The 19,017-nt window shown below is 70.7% G+C and carries 2 protein-coding genes; one reads left to right on the top strand and one right to left on the bottom strand.

The genetic code is table 11. The features are described 5' to 3' along the window. Positions 1 to 33: 33 nt before the first annotated feature. The gene (locus ABZW96_RS26820) at positions 34 to 639 is read right to left on the bottom strand and encodes a YdcF family protein (RefSeq protein ID WP_355078394.1); all 606 of its coding nucleotides are present in this window, start codon (positions 637 to 639) and stop codon (positions 34 to 36) included. 1,655 nt (positions 640 to 2,294) lie between these two features. On the opposite strand from ABZW96_RS26820, the gene ABZW96_RS26815 reads away from it, so the two are divergent. Then, positions 2,295 to 18,989 carry a type I polyketide synthase gene (locus tag ABZW96_RS26815; RefSeq protein ID WP_355078393.1) on the top strand — a complete coding sequence of 5,565 codons (16,695 nt, stop codon included), beginning with the start codon at positions 2,295 to 2,297 and terminating at the stop codon, positions 18,987 to 18,989. Positions 18,990 to 19,017 lie beyond the last annotated feature (28 nt).

Genomic DNA, 19,017 nt, shown 5'->3' with positions numbered 1-19,017 from the left:
TATCGCGAAATGGTGGACGACGGCGCGCTCTCGTCACGAGAGCGGACCGAACCGCCAGACCAGGGGCGGCATCTGCTCGGGAGTCACGGTGCCGACGACGTCCACCCCCGCGTCGTGGAAGGTGCCCACCGCGCGGTCGAGGTGGTCGGCCGAGGTGATCAACACGGCGTCGCGCGCGCCGATCGCGCGCATGATCGTCGCCGAGCGTTCGGCGTTCTGCACGGTCGTGGCCGCCTCCGGTTCCAGATGGATGCGCGCCGCGGGTACGCCGCGAGCGATCAGCCAGTCCGCCATCGCCCTTGCCTCGGTGACACCGTTGTGCGCGTTGCCGCCGGTCACGATGATCGGCGAGAAGGGAGCCAGCAACGCCTGCAGGTATCCGGCGTGCAGGCGGTCGACCAACTCCGGGCGCATGGCGCCGTCGGGCAGCAGCCCGTAGCCGAGCACGACGATGGCGGTCACCGGTCCGCGCGGTGTGGGCATGGGCGCGGGGACCGGCGCCTGTGGTCCGGCGGTCACGGATCCCCAGTCGGCGGAGCCCGAGCCCTCCGCCGCGGCGGAGGGGAGATGGGTCGCGGCGGCGGCGACGGCGACCACGCCCAGCAAGGTGCGGGCGAGACGAACCACGATGGCGGACATGGAATCTCCAAGCGGTTAGCCACCGGATGGCCACCGATGGCTGGGGTGCAGCGTCCGTCCATGATGCGGCCGCAGGCCGTTGCGGAACCGTAATCGTCTGGTGATCTGGACAATTCACCGTTCGCGAGCCGCTCGCTTGTGCCCGACGACCTCGTCGGCGAATTCCGGGAGTGGTCTTCTTCGCCTTCTTTGTGCCGCTTCCCTAGCCGCGTCGAGCACGTTCGTGAGGTCTCCAGACCCGGCCGCGGCGGGTGGGCGGGTCGTGTTCGCCAGTTCTAGCGTTGATCCGGCTTCGGTGCCGTCGATCGGCGTGAACGGCCATCGAATGACCTGTTTCCGTCGAGCGCGTGGCTCGTGCCCTGACTCGCCCGCGGGCTCGACGGAAGCACCGACCGCCACGCGTTTCGCTCGCCGGACGGGATCTCTCGACCCGCCTCTGTCCGGCGCGCACGTCCCCGGCGCGCGGCGGTGTGCCCACCGAGCGGATCCTCGCACCCTCCGCTCGGTGGGCATCGGGGCGTGCCGGTCCCGGCCGACCACGCTCGGCGGCTGCCGTGCCGAGTCTCCGCCGTCATGGCCATTCGTGTCCGAGATGTATCGATTCGATCGGCTCGAATTACTTTTGTTCAGGTGAACAAAACTGCGCTGCCATAATGTTGATGCCGACTCACCGCGACAACTCGGGTGTCGACCGGCGGGGTGGGAGCGTGCTTCGGTTATTCGTGCTGCACGCGAGTAATCGTGCAATGGCGGATATTAGATTCGGTTCGGACCCCGTACCTCTTCCGGCGCTTCCAAGTGGCCTCGTGGTATCTGTCCACTTCAATGAATTGATGGGGACCATTCGGTCGGTTCGAAAATGGCAATGGACTTTTCGGTTTTGATTTCGGTATCGGTGGCCAGCAACGGGGTTTGTTACGCTTCTTCGCCGGACGGTACGTAGACGGACCGCATGCTTCGCCTCGTCCCGTGCCGGGTCGATGCTCGGGAACCGCAGCGACGTCGAATGTCTCGGCGGTGGTTTGCCCATCGAGTCGGACGGTGCGCACTCGCGGCATTCACACACGACATCGATGCAAGCGGCCCGCTGCCGAGCATTCGCCCCTCCTCGTTCCGTGTGCCGGTAGGGGGCTCGATTCGCCTGCGGTGGCCCGGCCGGTCCGTGTTCGATCTGTGAAACACGGGAGGTCCGCGTATCACTTGCGGGAAACCGGAACGGCTGGCAGGCTAACGCTCAGCACGCGACTGGACGGTCGTCCTGTCGCTTTGCTCTGCCGAAGAAAGATTGTGCGTGTGCCATGGGTTCGTCTTCTCAGCAATGGGAAACAGAGTGTTCGCCGCGAATAAAGAATCGTGGTATATGAAGTGCTCTATGGTGTCGGGTTTACCGTCAGTGAAGGTGGCCTCGAGATGTCCATCTCGGTAACCGCCGAGAAACATTCTCCTGCCGAAAAACGCGGTCGGGCCGGCGAGCACGGGCGAGCCAACCCGCTCGCGGGTACCTCGACCGGCTGCTTCGTCACCGATACCTGATCGAACTACTCGGTAGTTCTCGCCGACCCGCGCCGCTGCTCGCGACGCCGGGTTTCTTCGTCGACCCTGCGATACCCGGGATGTGAAACGTGGACTCGAGCGCTGGTGAATCGTCCGACCGCATGTTGGAGTACCTGAAGAAGGTCACCGTCGAGCTCATGACGACTCGCGACGATCTGACCCAGTTGCGGGAGAAGATCGACGAGCCCATCGCGATCGTCGGCATGAGCTGCCGCTATCCGGGCGGCGTCGAATCGCCGGAGCAGCTGTGGGAGCTGGTCGCGGCGGAAGTGGACGCGGTGGGCGGGTTCCCGGCGGACCGGGGCTGGGACCTCGATGGGCTGTACGACCCGGATCCGGACCGCTTCGGCAAGGTGTACACGCGGGAGGGCGGCTTCCTGCGCGGCGCGGGCGACTTCGACGCGGGATTCTTCGGCATCGGCCCCCGGGAGGCGGCGGCGACCGACCCGCAGCAGCGGCTGCTGCTGGAGGCTTCCTGGGAGGCCCTGGAGAACGCCGGTATCGCTCCGACCTCGCTGCGCGGCAGCGATACCGGCGTGTTCGCCGGTGTCATGTACGAGGACTACGAGCACACCGCCAGGGCCGCCGGACCGATCGCGGAGGGCTACGCGGGTATCGGTTCGACGGGCAGTGTGGTCTCGGGCCGGGTGGCCTATACGTTGGGCCTGGAAGGCCCTGCCGTGTCGGTGGACACGGCGTGTTCGTCGTCGCTGGTGGCCATCCACCTGGCCTGCCAGGCGCTGCGGCGCGGAGAGGCGTCGCTCGTGTTGGCGGGCGGCGTCACGGTGATGTCGACACCGTTCCTGTTCGTCGAGTTCTCCCGGCAGCGAGGTCTGTCGCGGGACGGTCGATGTAAGGCGTTCTCGGCGGCGGCCGATGGGGTGGGCTGGGGCGAAGGCGTGGGCGTGCTGGTGCTGGAGCGCCTGTCGGATGCGCGGCGGTCGGGGCACGAGGTGCTCGCCGTGATCAGGGGCTCGGCGGTGAATCAGGATGGCGCGAGCAATGGTTTGACCGCGCCGAACGGTCCGTCACAGGAGCGGGTGATCGCCTCGGCGCTGGCCGCGGCGGGGCTGACGCCCACTGATGTGGACGCGGTCGAGGCGCACGGTACGGGCACGTCGCTGGGAGATCCGATCGAGGCGCAGGCCCTGATCGCCGCGTACGGACAGCAGCGGGACGAGCCGCTGCGAATCGGTTCCCTGAAATCGAACATCGGTCATGCGCAGGCGGCGGCGGGTGTCGGCGGTGTGATCAAGATGGTGCAGGCGCTGCGCCACGGAGTGTTGCCGAAGACGCTGCACGTGGATGCGCCGTCGCCGCACGTGGATTGGTCGGCGGGGGCGGTGCGGCTGCTGACCGAGGCGGAAGCATGGCCCGCGTCGGCGCAGCGGGTGCGCCGTGCGGGTGTGTCGTCGTTCGGGATCAGCGGCACGAACGCGCATGTGATCGTGGAGGAAGCGCCCGCGCCGGTCGCCGGGTCCGACGGCGAGTCCGCCGATACCGAAGCCGGTCCGGCGTGCGTGGCAACCGTCGTTCCGTTGCTGGTGTCGGCGAAGACCGATGACGCGCTCCGCGCCCAGGCGGCGCGGCTGCACGCGTGGCTGCTCGAACACCCGGACGCCGACCTGTGGAGCGTGGCGTCCGCGCTGATCGAAACCAGGGCGCAATGGAATCGGCGCGCCGCGGTGGCCGGTAGCGACCGTGACCAGTTGCTGTCCGGGTTGGCGGAGTTGGCGGCCGGTGCGTCCGCCGGTGCGCTCGAAGGTGTGGCCGGATCGGGGAAGACGGCCTTCCTGTTCACCGGTCAGGGTGCGCAGCGGGTGGGCATGGGGGCAGGGTTGTATGCGGCGTTTCCGGTGTTCGCCGCGGCGTTCGACGAGTTGTGCGCCGAATTCGATCGCTTGCTCGGGCCGGGCGTCTCGCTGCAGGACGTCGTCTTCGGCGCCGCGGGTGCGGATTTGCTGCACCGCACCGAGTTCACGCAGCCCGCGCTGTTCGCGTTCGAGGTGGCGTTGTTCCGGCTCGTCGAGTCGTTCGGCCTCACTCCCGATGTGCTGATCGGTCATTCGATCGGTGAGCTGGTGGCGGCGTATGTGGCGGGTGTGTGGTCGACGGCGGATGCGTGCGCGTTGGTAGCGGCGCGTGGGCGGTTGATGGGGGCGTTGCCCGAAGGCGGCGCCATGCTCGCTGCGGCGGTCACCGAGCAGCGGGCCGTCGAGATCACGGCTGCGCACGAGGGTCGACTGTCGGTGGCGGCGGTGAACGGTCCGTCGTCGGTGGTGTTCTCCGGCGACGCGGACGCCGTCGGCGCGGTCGAGCGGCAGCTGTCCGATGCGGGGGTCACGGTCTCGCGGCTGCGGGTCAGCCATGCGTTCCATTCCGCGCGAATGGATCCCATGCTCGCGGAATTCCGCGCAGTCGCACAGCGGCTGACGTACCGGATGCCCACGATCGCGGTGATGTCGAACGTCTCCGGGGCGCTCGCCGGGGCCGAATTCACCGACCCGGGTTACTGGGTCGAGCAGCTACGCGGTTGCGTGCGGTTCGCGCCGGGCGTGGACGCTCTCGTGGCCGCCGGGGTCCGCCGCTTCGTCGAAGTCGGCCCGGACGCGGTGCTGGCCGCGACGACACGTCGCTGCCTGGCCGAACACCCGCGGATCGAAGCCGAGTCGATGGTGACGGCCGCGTCGCGCCGTTCGGGCGACGAGGTGACGCAGTACATCACCATGCTCGCGCAAGCCCACACCGCCGGTGTCGAGGTGAACTGGCGCCCCCTTTTCAGCGGGCGGACACCAGAACGTGTGTCGTTGCCGACGTACGCGTTCCAGCGGCAGCGGTACTGGTTGGAGCCGCTCGGGATCGAGGCGTCACTCGAGTCATCGGATCATCCGATGCTTACCGGCGCCGTGCCGTTGGCCGGTCGGGACGAATGGCTGTTCACCGGTCGGCTGTCGTTGCGGACGCACCCGTGGCTGGCCGAGCACGCCGTTTTCGGGTCGGCGCTGCTGCCCGGCGCCGCGTTCGTGGAACTGGCGCTGACCGCGGGGGCCCGGCTCGGTGCCGGGTTCGTCGAGGAACTGCTGCTGGAAGCGCCGCTGTCGCTGACCGACGACGTCGCGATCGACGTGCAGCTGACCGTCGAACCCGCCGACGACGCGGGCGCGCGCCGGTTCGTGATCTATTCGCGTGCGGTGGCGCCCGGGGAAACCGAAGCGAGCGAGTGGATTTCACACGCCAACGGTGTCCTCGTCGCCGCCGCGGAGAGTGTGCCCGCCTGGGTCGAATCGGGATGGCGCGCCGCGCCGGAGGACGGGCGATGGCCGTCGAGCGGGGCCGAACCGGTGCCGGTCGACGGACTCTACGACCGGTTGGCGCGGCTCGGCTTCGGCTACGGTCCGCTGTTCCAAGGCGTCACCTCGGCTCGGCGCGACGGCGACGACCTGCTCGCCGAGGTGTCGCTCGCTACCGAGCCCGATGCTCAGGGACCGGCCTTCGGCATCCATCCCGCCCTGCTGGACGCCGCCTTCCACACCGCGATCACCGAACTGGCCGACGACATGCCCGCGGGCAGGCTGCCTTTGCCGTTCTCGTTCGGTGGGGTCCGGCTGTATCGCGCCGGGGCGACGGCGCTTCGGGTGCGTCTGGAACGGGTGGGGGCCGGACGCATCCGGGTGGCCGCCTTCGACGACACCGGTGCGCCCGTGCTGAGCGTCGAAGCGCTGACGGCTCGCCCGGTGGATGCCAAGGCACTCGAGGGTGGGGCCGCACGCCGCGCGTCCCTGTCGGACATCGAATGGGTGCCTGCGGCCGCCGTCGCGGGCGGCGCGTCGGGCACGATCGCGCTGCTCGGGGAGGCGAGTGTCGCGGGTGCCGATCGCCGCGGGACGGCACCGGCCGATCTGCTCGGCGACCAGGCGCCGCCGGAGATCGTCGTGTGGTCGCCGGACGGACCGGCCGATGGCGACGTGACCGCGCGGACGCGCACCTGGCTGCGGGCGGCGCTGGAGTTGATACGGGAATGGCAGGCCGAGGAACGATGGCACGATTCGCGGCTGGTGATCCTGACGCGGGGTGCCGCGGGCCTGCCGGGCGAGAACCCTGACCCGGCCGGGGCCGCGGTGTGCGGTCTGGTGCGCAGCGCCCAGGCCGAACACCCCGGCCGGTTCGTTCTCCTCGACGCCGCACCCGAGGACGACCTCACGACCGAAGTGATCGCCGCGGCGGTGCGGTCGGCGGAACCGCAGCTGGTCGTGCGCGGCGGAGAACTGCGCGTCCCGCGGCTGCGCAGGCAGCACGCGGCGGCGGACGGCAACGGTCTCGGTGCGGGTGCGGTGCTGATCACCGGTGGCACCAGCGGACTGGGAGCCGAGGTGGCGCGTCATGTCGTCGCCACCCACGGCGTGCGGCGGCTGGTGCTGGTGTCGCGGCGCGGTGAACAGGCCGACGGGGTGGCCGATCTGGTGAGCGAGCTGACCGCCGCGGGCGCGCGGGTGCGGGTGGCGGCCTGCGATGTGGGCGACCGGGCCGAAGTGGCGGCGCTGCTGGCGGATCTGTCGGACGAGTTCGCGCCCAGCGCGGTGATCAATTCCGCGGGCGTGCTCGATGACGCCACCATCGAGACCCTGACCGCCGAACAGCTCGACCGGGTGCTGGCGTCGAAGGCCGACGCCGCCTGGCATCTGCACGAACTGACCGGCGGCCTGGGACTGGCCGCCTTCGTGCTGTTCTCCTCGGTCGCGGGTGTGGTCGGCGCGTCCGGCCAAGGGAATTACGCGGCGGCGAACGCGTTCCTGGACGCGCTGGCAGCAGGGCGGCGGGCGGCGGGGCTGCCCGCGGTATCGATCGCCTGGGGATCGTGGAACCAGAGCATCGGCATGACCAGTGAGCTGGGCGGCGCGGCGATGGCGCGGATGGGTCGCCTCGGCGTGCGGCCGTTGGAAACGGCGGATGGCTTGACGCTGTTCGATCGCGCCGTCGCCGCGTCGTCACCGGTCGTGATCGCGACGGAGTTCGACACCGAGGCACTGGCGGTGCAGGCCAGGGAAGGGTCGCTGCCGCGACTGCTGCAGTCGATCGTCACGGTGCCGGTGCGGCGGGCCGCCGAGACGAGTGGGACGTTGGCGCGGCGGCTGGCCGCCGCGCCCGTGCAGGAGCGTGCGGCGATCGTGCTCGACGTCGTCCGCGAACAGGTCGCCGGTGTGCTCGGCCATATCTCCGGCGACGCCATCGATCCGACGGCGCCGTTCACCGAACTGGGCTTCGATTCGCTCGCCGGTGTGGAGTTCCGCAATCGCCTCGCCAAGACGACCGGCGTGCAACTGCCCTCGACGCTGGTGTTCGATCACCCCACCGCCGCGGCGGTGGCGGCCTTCGTGCGCTCGCGGGTGGGCGAGGCGACCGAAACCGACGCCGGGCGGCCCGCGCGGGTGACGCGCCGGATCCGTGCCGACGAGCCGATCGCGATCGTCGGTATGAGCTGCCGGTACCCGGGCGGTATCGAATCGCCGGATGGACTGTGGGACCTGGTGGCCGCCGGTGCGGATGCGATCGGCTCGTTCCCCGTCGATCGCGGGTGGGATCTGGATCGGCTGTTCGATCCCGACCCCGACCACCCGGGAACCTCCTACCTGGACCGAGGTGGATTCCTCTCCGGCATGGCCGATTTCGACGCGGGCTTCTTCGGAATCGGTCCGCGCGAGGCGGCGGCGATGGATCCGCAGCAGCGATTGCTGCTGGAGGCGTCGTGGGAAGCGCTGGAGCACGCCGGTATCGATCCGTCGGTATTGCGCGGCAGTGACACCGGCGTGTTCACCGGGGTCTCCTATCAGGACTACGAGGAGATCGCCAAGGCCGCGGGTTCGGTAGCCGAAGGTTATATCGGTACCGGTTCCACCAGTAGCGTGCTCTCCGGTCGCGTGGCATACACCTTCGGATTCGAGGGTCCGGCGGTCACGATCGACACCGCCTGCTCCTCCTCGCTGGTGGCCATCCACCTGGCCTGTCAGGCGCTGCGCCAAGGGGAGAGTTCGCTGGTGCTGGCCAGTGGCGCCCAGGTGATGTCGACGCCGTTCATGTTCGTCGAGTTCTCCCGGCAACGCGGTCTTTCCCGGGACGGGCGGTGCAAAGCCTTCTCGGCCTCCGCCGATGGTGTCGGCTGGGCCGAAGGCGTCGGTGTGCTGGTGCTCGAGCGGCTGTCGGACGCGCGCAGGCTCGGTCACGACGTGCTCGCGGTGATCCGAGGTTCGGCGGTGAACCAGGACGGTGCGTCCAACGGGCTGACCGCGCCGAACGGTCCGTCGCAGGAACGGGTGATCGCGGCGGCGCTGGCCACCGCGGGGCTGGCTCCCGAGGACGTGGACGCGGTGGAGGCGCACGGCACGGGCACTCCGCTGGGCGACCCGATCGAAGCGCAGGCGTTGATGGCGACCTACGGGCAGGGCCGGACCGAGCCGCTGTGGGTCGGTTCGCTGAAGTCGAATATCGGGCACGCCCAGGCCGCCGCCGGGATCGGTGGCGTGATCAAGATGGTGCAGGCGTTGCGGCACGAGATGCTGCCGAAGACGCTGCACGTGGACGCTCCGTCGCCGCACGTGGACTGGTCGGCTGGGGCCGTGCGGTTGCTGACCGAACAGCGGCCGTGGTCGGCCTCGGTCGAGCGGGTGCGCCGGGCGGGAGTGTCCGCGTTCGGGATCAGCGGCACCAACGCGCACGTCATCGTGGAGGAAGCGCCGGGAGCCCCGCAGCGCGCGGCGGTGACGAAACCAGCGGACGCTTCGCCGGGAATGCCGCTACTGCTGTCGGCGAAAACCGAGGCGGGGCTGCGGGCGCAGGCTGCTCGGTTGCGCGAGTGGCTCGCGGCCAGGCCCGACGCCGACCCGGTGGACGTGGCCCATTCGCTGCTCACGACGCGGGCCCGATTCGATCGGCGCGCAGCGGTGGTCGCGGGCGACCGCGCGGCCATGCTGGCCGGGCTGGCGGATCTGGCGACCGGTGCGGGGTCGCCGGCAGTGGCCGAGGGCGGCCCCGTCGGCGGGAAGATCGCGTTCCTGTTCACCGGGCAGGGGGCGCAGCGAGTCGGCATGGGCGCTCGGCTTTACGCGACTTTCCCGGTCTTCGCGGCGGCGTTCGACGAGCTGTGCGCCGAATTCGACGGTCTGCTCGAATTTCCCGAGCCTGGAATGTCGCTGCGGGACATCGTCTTCGGTGCCGCGGGTGCGGAACTCCTGCACCGCACGGAGTACACCCAGCCCGCGTTGTTCGCCTACGAGGCGGCGATGGTGCGGTTGATCGAGTCCTTCGGGATCACGCCGGACGTGCTGATCGGGCATTCGATCGGCGAACTGGTCGCGGCGTACGTCTCGGGGATGTGGTCGACCGCCGACGCGTGCGCGTTGGTGGCGACGCGGGGGCGGTTGATGGGCGCGCTGCCCGAAGGCGGCGCGATGCTGGCCGCGGCCGTCCCTTCGGAGCTAGCGGCCGAGCTCATCGCCGGATTCCGCGCCGAACTGTCGATCGCGGCGGTGAACGGACCCTCCGCGATCGTGATCTCCGGTACCGAAGGTGCCGTCGCCGAGGTGGAATCCGTGCTGACGGCGGACGGGATCAAGACGTCACGGTTGCGGGTCAGCCACGCGTTCCACTCGGCGTCGATGGAACCGATGCTGCCGGAATTCGAGGCGATGGCCGCCGGTCTCGACTACCGGAGCCCGCTGCTGCCGGTGGTGTCGAACGTGTTCGGCGTCGTGGGGGGCGAAGCGCTTTCCGATTCGCTGTACTGGGCCGGTCATGTCCGCGACACCGTGCGCTACGCCCCGGGTGTCGACGCGCTGGTGGATCTCGGTGTCCGGAAGTTCTTCGAGGTCGGCCCCGATGCGGTGCTGACGGCGATGACCCGTCAGTGCCTGCCCGACGAGGTCGGGTCCCGTTCCGTCGTGGCGGCGGCGAGCAGGCGCGGCGTCGACGAGGTCACCCAGTTCCTCGGCTTCCTCGGGCAGGCCTGCAACGCCGGCGTCGAGGTGAACTGGCAGCCCTTGTCGGAGGTGCGGTCACCGGAGCGTATTCCACTGCCCACCTACGCCTTTCAGCGTCGGCGCTATTGGCTGGACGTGGTCCGGCCGGTCGCGGCGGGCGCCGTCGACCATCCGATCCTGCTGGACGCGGTGCCGGTGGCGGGCAAGGACGAATGGCTGTTCACCGGGCAGCTGTCGAATGGCAGGCAGCCGTGGATCGCCGATCATGTGGTGTTCGGTACGCCGGTGGTACCGGCGACGACGTATCTGGAACTGATGTCGGCGATCGGCGATCGGCTCGGGATGCGCTCGGTCGAGGAGATGCGGCTGGACATCCCACTGGCCCTCGGTGAGCGCGCCGTCGACGTGCAGGTGTCGGTCGGTGCGGCCGAAGCGGACGGGCGGCGGAGCTTCACCCTGTACTCCCGGACCGCGGACCTCGACGACGCCGAGGCGTGGATTCCCCATGCGGGTGGCGTGCTCGCCGCCGACCACGGCCCCGAACTCGCCACCGGCTGGGACCGAATTTGGCCGCCCGCGGGCGCGGAACAACTCGACGACGAGGCGATCTATCGGCGGATCGCGCGCCTGGGAATGGAATACGGTCCCGCCTTCCGTGGGATGCGCGCGGTGTGGCGGCGCGGCGACGAGGTGTTCGCCGAGGTAGCGCTGGACGACGCCACCGCCGCCGCGGCGTCGGGTTACGGCATTCATCCGGCGTTGTTCGACGCCTGTCTGCACCCCGCGCTCGACTTCGTCATGGACGAGCTGCCCGCCGGGCGGGTTCCGCTGCCGGTCACGGTCGGGGGCCTGCGGCTGGCCCGGTCCGGTTCCGGGCCGGTCCGGGTCCGCGCGGTGCTGTCGGGCGGCTACCGGATCCGGATGGATGTGGTGGACGAGACCGGCGCACCGGTGCTGGGCACGGAATCCGTCGTGGTGCATCCGGTGGAGCGGCGCACGGTGGAGCGGGTCCGGTCGAATACGGCGCCGGTGCCGCTGCACGGTCTGGAGTGGGTGCCGGTGTCCGCCGGCGCCGCCGAGCCGACGGGATCGATGGCGGTGCTCGGTGCGGGAAGCGTGGCGGGAATCGACCTGCGCGTCACCGACCTGAGCGAATCGATCGACGCCGATGAGGACGCGGCAACGATCGTCTGGGTGGCCGAGACCGCGGAAGCGGGCGCGGACCCGGCGCGAGCGGGCAGGCAATGGGTCACGCGGACACTGGAACTGACGCGGTCGTGGCTGACCGACACGCGGTACGACCGGGCGCGGCTGATCGTGGTGACGCGGAACGCGCTCGGATCGCCGGGCGAGTCGCCCGACCCGGCGGCCGCTGCCGTCGCGGGCCTGCTGCGCAGCGTGCAGGCGGAGCATCCGGGCCGGATCGTGCTGCTCGATCGGGACGGCGAGATCGATGCCGGAGTGGTGGCTGCGGCGCTGGCCGCGGACGAACCGCAGGTCGCGGTGCGCGACGGCCGGTTGTCGGCGCCACGGGTGCGCCGGATCGCGGCCGCACCGGCCCCGGGGGCGATGTCGTTCGGGACGGGTACGGTGCTGGTGACCGGCGGCACCAGCGGGCTGGGCGCGCTGATCGCGCGACATCTGGTGACCGAGCACGGAGTTCGGCGGCTCTTGCTGGTCTCGCGACGCGGTCGCGATGCCGCCGGGGTCCCGGAACTCCTCGCGGATTTGTCGGCGCTGGGCGCGCGAGTGGATGTCGAGTCGTGTGACATCGCCGATCGCGACGCGCTCACCGCGATACTGGCGTCGGTGCCGGAGCGGTTCCCGTTGTCCGGCATAGTGCATGCCGCCGGGGTGGTGGACGACGGCACCGTCGAGACCCTGACTACGGAGCAAGTGGATCGGGTGCTGCGCCCGAAGGTGGATGGCACCTGGCTGCTGCACGAGGCGACGCGGGACGCGGATCTTTCGGCGTTCGTGGTGTTCTCGTCGCTCGCGGGGCTGGCGGGCTCGCCGGGCCAGGGCAACTACGCGGCGGCGAACTCGTTCGCCGACGCGGTGGTCCGGCTGCGCGGTGCCGCGGACCTGCCCGCGGTGTCGGTGGCCTGGGGGCCGTGGAACGCGGGCACGGGAATGACCGGCGACCTCGGTACTTCGGGGTTGGAACGGTTGCGGCGCTTGGGTTTCCGGCCGCTCGGCGATACGACGGGACTGTCCCTCTTCGACGCCGCGCTCACCGCGGGCTCGGCGCTGGTGGTCGGTGCGGAATTCGATCGATCGGGACTGGCGGAGCAGGCCGAGGCGGGGGCGCTCCCGAAACTGCTGAGTGCGCTGGCGCCCTCGTCCACGCGGACCGCTCGCGCCGGTGGGGATCCGGTCGGTCGGCTGGCGTCGGCCGCGCCCGCCGACCGTGCCGAGGTGGCCCTCGCCGTGACCAGGGAGCAGGCGGCGGCCGTGCTCGGGCACGCCACCGCGGAGGCGATCGACCCCGATACCGCGTTCACGGAGTTGGGTTTCGACTCGCTGGCCGGTGTGGAATTCCGCAACCGGCTCGCCGAGGCCACCGGGCTGTCGCTGCCCTCGACCCTGGTATTCGACCATCCGAGTTCCCGTGCGGTGGCGGGTTTCCTCGTCTCCAGGCTCGGTGACGCTCCGGCCGCGCGACCACGTCCGGTGCGGGTGACGTCGCGGACTCGCACGGACGAGCCGATCGCCATCGTCGGCATGAGCTGCCGTTATCCCGGCGGCGTGAGTTCCGCCGAGCAGCTGTGGCAGCTACTGGTCTCGGGTACCGACGCGATCACGCCGTTCCCCACGGACCGGGGCTGGGACCTCGATCGGCTGTATCACCCGGACCCGGACGAACCAGGCACCACCTACGTGCGCGAGGGTGGCTTCCTCACCGACGCGGGCGGGTTCGACGCTGCTTTCTTCGGGATCGGCCCCCGGGAAGCGACGGCCATGGATCCACAGCAGCGGCTGATGCTGGAAGCCGCCTGGGAGGCGTTGGAAGACGCCGGTATCGATCCGACCGCGCTGCGCGGCAGCGATACCGGAGTGTTCGTCGGGGCTACCCCGTCCGGCTATTCCGAGCGGGTGGTCGGCGCGTACGAGGGATTCCGGATGACCGGGAACTCCGACAGCGTCACCTCGGGACGAGTGGCCTATGTCCTGGGCCTCCAGGGTCCGGCCATGACGGTGGACACGGCGTGCTCGTCCTCATTGGTGGCGCTGCACTTGGCCTGCCAGGCGCTGCGAAACGGGGAAACGTCGCTGGCGCTGGCCGGCGGTGTGACGGTGTCGGGCAGCCCGGAGCTGTACGTGGACTTCGCGCGGCAGCGGGGGCTCGCGCCCGACGGGCGGTGCAAGTCGTTCGCCGCGGGCGCGGACGGCGTCGGCTGGTCGGAAGGGGTCGGCGTGCTCGCCCTGCAACGGCTTTCGGACGCTCAGCGATCGGGCCACGAGGTGCTGGCGGTGATCCGGGGGTCGGCGGTGAATTCGGACGGTGCGTCCAACGGCCTGACCGCGCCGAACGGTCCCTCGCAGGAGCGGGTGATCGCGTCGGCACTTGCGGCGGCGGGCTTGGAGCCGGTCGACGTCGACGCGGTGGAGGCACACGGCACGGGAACTCCGCTGGGCGATCCGATCGAAGCGCAGGCGCTGATCGCGACCTACGGGCAAGGGCGGACCGAACCCGTGCGGATCGGTTCGTTGAAGTCGAATATCGGCCATTCGGTGGCGGCCTCGGGCGTGGGCGGCGTGATCAAGATGGTGCAGGCCCTGCGGCACGAGATGCTGCCGAGGACGCTGCACGTGGACGCTCCCTCGCCGCACGTGGATTGGTCGGCGGGGTCGGTGCGGTTGCTGACCGAAGCGGAGCCCTGGCCCGCGGGGCAGCGGGTTCGGCGGGCGGGGGTGTCGTCGTTCGGGATCAGTGGGACGAACGCGCACGTCATCGTGGAAGAAGCGCCCGCACGCGACGAACGGCCCGCCGTGCGGGACCACCGCTGCGATCCGGACGGTGTGATCGCGTGGGTGGTGTCGGCGAAATCGGAGGCCGGTCTGCGGGCGCAAGCGGAACGGCTGCGCGCCTGGGCGGCCGAGCATCCCGAGGCCGACGCCCGTGCGGTCGGACGCTCGCTGGTGGAGACCCGCGCTCAGCTGGAGTGGCGTGGCGCCGCGGTCGGCCGTGATCGGCAGCAATTGCTGGCGGGACTGGCGGAATTGGCCGCGGGTACCGGGTCCGGCGTGATCGAAGGGACGGCCGGATCGGGTAGAACCGCGTTCCTGTTCACCGGACAGGGCGCGCAGCGCGTGGGCATGGGCGCCGAGCTGTACTCGGCCTACCCCGTGTTCGCCCACGCGTTGGACGAGGTGTGCGCCGAATTCGATCGGTTGCGCGAGAACTCGGCCGACGCGGCGCGTTCGCTTTCGGTGGGCGATCCCGCGCCGTCGTTGCGGGAGGTGATGTTCGCCGATCCGTCGGGTGTGCTGGATCGGACCGAGTGGACGCAGCCCGCCTTGTTCGCGTTCGAGGTGGCGTTGTTCCGGTTGGTCGAGTCGTTCGGGATCACCCCGGACGTGCTGATCGGGCATTCGATCGGCGAGTTGGTGGCCGCGTATGCGGCGGGAGTGTGGTCGTTGCCGGACGCGTGCGCGTTGGTGGCGGCGCGGGGACGGTTGATGGGGGCGCTGCCGGAAGGCGGGGCCATGCTCGCGGTAGCCGTCTCCGAAACCGATGCGGCGCACCTACTCGCCGGTTTCGGCGACCGCGCGTCGATCGCCGCGGTGAACGCGCCGGAGGCGGTGGTGATCTCCGGCGACGCGGACGCGATCGACGAGCTGGAACGAACTTTCGCGGCCCAGGGCCGCAAGACGACGCGGCTGCAGGTCAGCCACGCGTTCCACTCCGCGCGCATGGAACCCGCGCTGGCCGACTTCCGCGCGGTCGCCGAGAAACTGACCTACCGGGAACCCATGCTGCCGATCGTGTCGAATGTGACCGGGGCGGTGGGGGAGACCTTCACCGACCCGGAGTACTGGGTCGGGCAGATCCGCGCGGCCGTCCGGTTCGCGCCCGGCATCCGGGCGCTGGCCGACACCGGCGTGCGCCGGTTCCTCGAAATCGGTCCCGACGCCGTACTCACGACCATGACCCGCGGAGTCATCGGAGACGAGCCGGGGAGCGGATGGTTGACGGCCCCGGCGGCCCGTCGCGTGGGAGCGGAAGCGCGCCAGTTCGTGACGTTCCTGGCGCGTGCGCACGTCGCCGGAACGACGGTGGACTGGCGGCCGCTGTGGGAGGGCGGCTCGTCGCGGCGAATCCCTCTGCCCACCTACGCATTCCGTCATCAGCGGTATTGGCTGACCGCCACCGAACATATCCCCGACGTGCGGTCCTCCGGCCTGGACGATGTCGACCATCCGCTGCTCGGCGCCGCGGTCTGGCTGCCCGACTCGCACGGTGTGGTGGCGACCGGCCGGTTGTCGCTGTCGAGCCATCCGTGGCTCGCCGACCATATGATCGGCGGGACGGTGCTGTTGCCCGGCACGGCCTTCGCGGAGCTGGCGCTGTACATCGGCGCGATGACCGGCAACCCGCGCCTGGCCGAGCTCGTGGTGACGGCGCCGCTGGCCGTGCCCGCCGACGGCTCGGTCGAATTGCGGGTGCTGGCGGACGGCCCCGACGACACCGGCGCACGTGCGGTGTCGGTGTATTCGCGCCCGCGTCGTTCCGGCGCGCCGGAACAGGCGGACTGGATCCGGCACGCTACCGGAACCCTTGTCGCGCAAGCGCCGTCGGCCGAGGCGAACCCGACGACGGAAACCTGGCCGCCTGCCGGGGCGCAGCCGGTCGATATCAGCGATATGTACACCGAGTTCGCCGACCGCGGCTACGGGCACGGGCCGCTGTTCCAGGGACTGACCGCACTGTGGCGGCGCGGCGAAGAGGTCTTCGCCGAGGTGCGCCTGCCGGAACAAGAGCATTCGGCGGCCGATCGGTTCGGGCTGCATCCGGCGTTGCTGGACGCGGCACTGCACGCGATCCGGTTCACCGGGCTCACCGGAGAACCCGCTCCGGACGAGATCTACGTGCCCTACTCGTGGGAGAACGTGGACCTGCACGCCGTGGGCGCGGGCGCGGCGCGGGTACGGCTGACCGCGGCCGAGTCCGGATCCGGTGACCGGGACAACCAGCCGATCGCGGTGACGCTCACCGATCCGCACGGGGAGCGGATCTTCCGGATCTCGGCGTTGACCATGCGCCCGATTCCGATCGACACGCTGCGTTCCGCAGGCGCCGCCCCGACCGGGCACGACCCGTATCGGCTCGGGTGGGTCCCGGTGCCGGTGGCGGAACACACCGGACTCGTCGCGGACGAGCACTGGACACGCGGCGGCGCCGACGAGTTCGTGCGCGTCGACGGAGGTTCCGTCGCCGTGATCCAGGTCGAAGAGACACCGGTGGACAGCGATGTGCCCGGCGTGGTGCGCACCCGGCTCGCCGAGACGGCGGAACGGGTCACCGGACTGCTGACCCGCCACGATCGCGTCGTCGTGGTCACCCGCGGTGCGGTCGCCGTGACGCCCGCAGCACCGGTGGACCTCGCCGGCGCGGCCGTGTGGGGCCTCCTGCGCAGCGGGCAGCACGAGAACCCGGGACGGATCGTCCTCGTCGACGTGGCGGACCGGTCGGGATACCGCCGTGCCGTCGCGGCCGCGCTGGCCATGGCCGAGGAATCCCAGGTGGCCGTGCGCGATAGCGCGGTGTACGTGCCGCGGTTGAGCCGGGGCGGGGCGGACCGGACACGGTCGCCGCGGCCGAATCCCGACGGCACGGTGCTGATCACCGGCGGCACCGGAAGCCTTGGTGCGCTCACGGCCCGGCACCTGGTCGTCGAGCACGGTGTGCGCCGGGTGCTGGTGGCGAGCAGGCGCGGCCCGGACGCGACGGGTGCCGCGGAACTGGCGGCGGAACTGACCGAACTGGGCGCACATGTGGAGGTGCGGTCCTGTGATGTGAGCGATCGGGCGGCCGTCGACCGGCTGCTGTCCACCGTGGCGCCGGAACATCCGCTCACCGCGGTCGTGCACACCGCGGGCGCTCTCGCCGACGGTCTCCTGACCGACCTCACCTCGGCGCGGCTCGCGACGGTGCTGGGGCCGAAGGCCGACGCGGCCTGGTATCTGCACGAAGCCACGACCGATCTCGAACTGTCGATGTTTGTGCTCTTCTCCTCGTTCGCGGGGACGATCGGCAGCCCGGGCCAGGCCGACTACGCGGCGGCGAACGCCTTCCTCGACGCGCTCGCCCAGCACCGGCACCACCGGGGATTGCCCGCCACGTCCATCGCGTGGGGACCGTGGCGGGCGGAGAGTGGCATGACGAGCACCCTCACCGAGACCGGCATCGCGCGGATGCGCCGTGAGGGCCTGATACCGCTGGACGACGACTACGGAATGGCGTTGCTGGACAGCGTGCTGGCCGCGGGCGAGCCGACCGGTGTCGGCGTGCGTCTCGATTCCGCGGTGCTGAACGCACTGGCCGCATCGGGTGCGTTGCCCAGGATGCTCGGTTCCCTGGTCACCGCGGCGCCGCGACGGGCAGGCGGGGTGCGTTCGCTGGCACAGCAGCTTGCCGCGACCGCCGAAGCGGAGCGCGCAGGCGTCGTACTCGCCGCCGTTCGGGAGCACATCGCAGCGAGTCTCGGCCACACTTCCGGCGACGTGATCGATCCGCGTGCTCCGTTCACGGAGTTGGGATTCGACTCGCTGGCCGGCATCGAGTTCCGCAATCGCCTCGCCAAGGCCACCGGGCTGGCGCTGCCGTCGACACTCGTCTTCGACCATCCCACCGGCGAGGCCCTGGCGGCGTACCTGGGTTCCCGGATCGCGGAGATGGTGCCCGTGGACGAGCCCGCCGCCGCGCCCGCGATACCCGTGGAAACCGGGGCGAGGGGTGCGCTCACCGAGCTGGTCCTGGCAGCGCACCGGCGTGGCCGGGTCGGCGCCGCGATACCGATGCTGCTGGAGAGCGCCGAACTCGTCGACACTTTCACCGCTGCGGCAGGGTCCGGTGATCCGGCGCCGATCCCACTGAGCAGGGGCGCCGGAGCGGCGACACTGCTGTGCGTTCCGTCGTTCGTGGTCGGCACCGGGCCGCACCAGTTCGCCCGGCTCGCCAGGGAACTCGGCGGCGATCGGTCGATCGCGGCGCTGCGCCTGCCCGGTACGCAGCCGGGCGAGGCGCTGCCCGAGTCGTGGGATGTGCTGCTGGATCACTTGGCGGCGGCGGTGCGCAACCGCGGAGACGACGGGCCGGTCGTGCTCCTCGGCTACTCGGCGGGCGGCGCGATCGCGCATGCGCTGGCGCATCGGCTCGAGCGGGACGGGCGCGGACCGTCCGCGGTGATCCTGCTCGACACGTATTCACCCGACGACCCGGAACAGAACCGCCGGGTGCTGCTGAGCGCGATCGGCTCCGTACTCGACCTCGGCCACGAGGTCACCGAGATCGGTGATCACGGCTTGGTCGCCATGGCGAGATACGCGCGCCTGTTCGAGCAGCGCAGGCCGTTGTCGATCACCGCGCCGACGTTCGACCTGCGGGCCGCGACACCGCTGCCGGGGCTCGACCTCGCCGAGCCGGTGCCTGCCTGGCTGCACACCGGCGAGACGGTCGAACTCGACGCCGACCACTTCTCGATCATCGGGGCGGCGACCTCGGCCGTCGCGGCCGAGATACGGCGCTGGCTGAGCGAACTCGATGACAAGGAGCCGATCCTCGCGCGGTCGGCGGCAGGCAGTGACGGAGATCCGCGATGACCGCCGGGCGGGCGTGGCACGCGGCATC

It is taken from the genome of Nocardia sp. NPDC004168 (genome assembly GCF_040610355.1).
In the GTDB taxonomy this organism is placed as follows: Bacteria; Actinomycetota; Actinomycetes; order Mycobacteriales; family Mycobacteriaceae; genus Nocardia; species Nocardia sichangensis.
The sequence above is the reverse complement of the archived record's forward strand: the minus strand, read 5'-3'. Positions and strand labels throughout refer to the sequence as shown.

Coding starts and splice junctions, on each gene's coding strand:
- ABZW96_RS26820 (WP_355078394.1), bottom strand. CDS start 639: ATGTCCGCCATCGTGGTTCGTCTCGCCCGCACCTTGCTGGGCGTGGTC.
- ABZW96_RS26815 (WP_355078393.1), top strand. CDS start 2,295: ATGTTGGAGTACCTGAAGAAGGTCACCGTCGAGCTCATGACGACTCGC.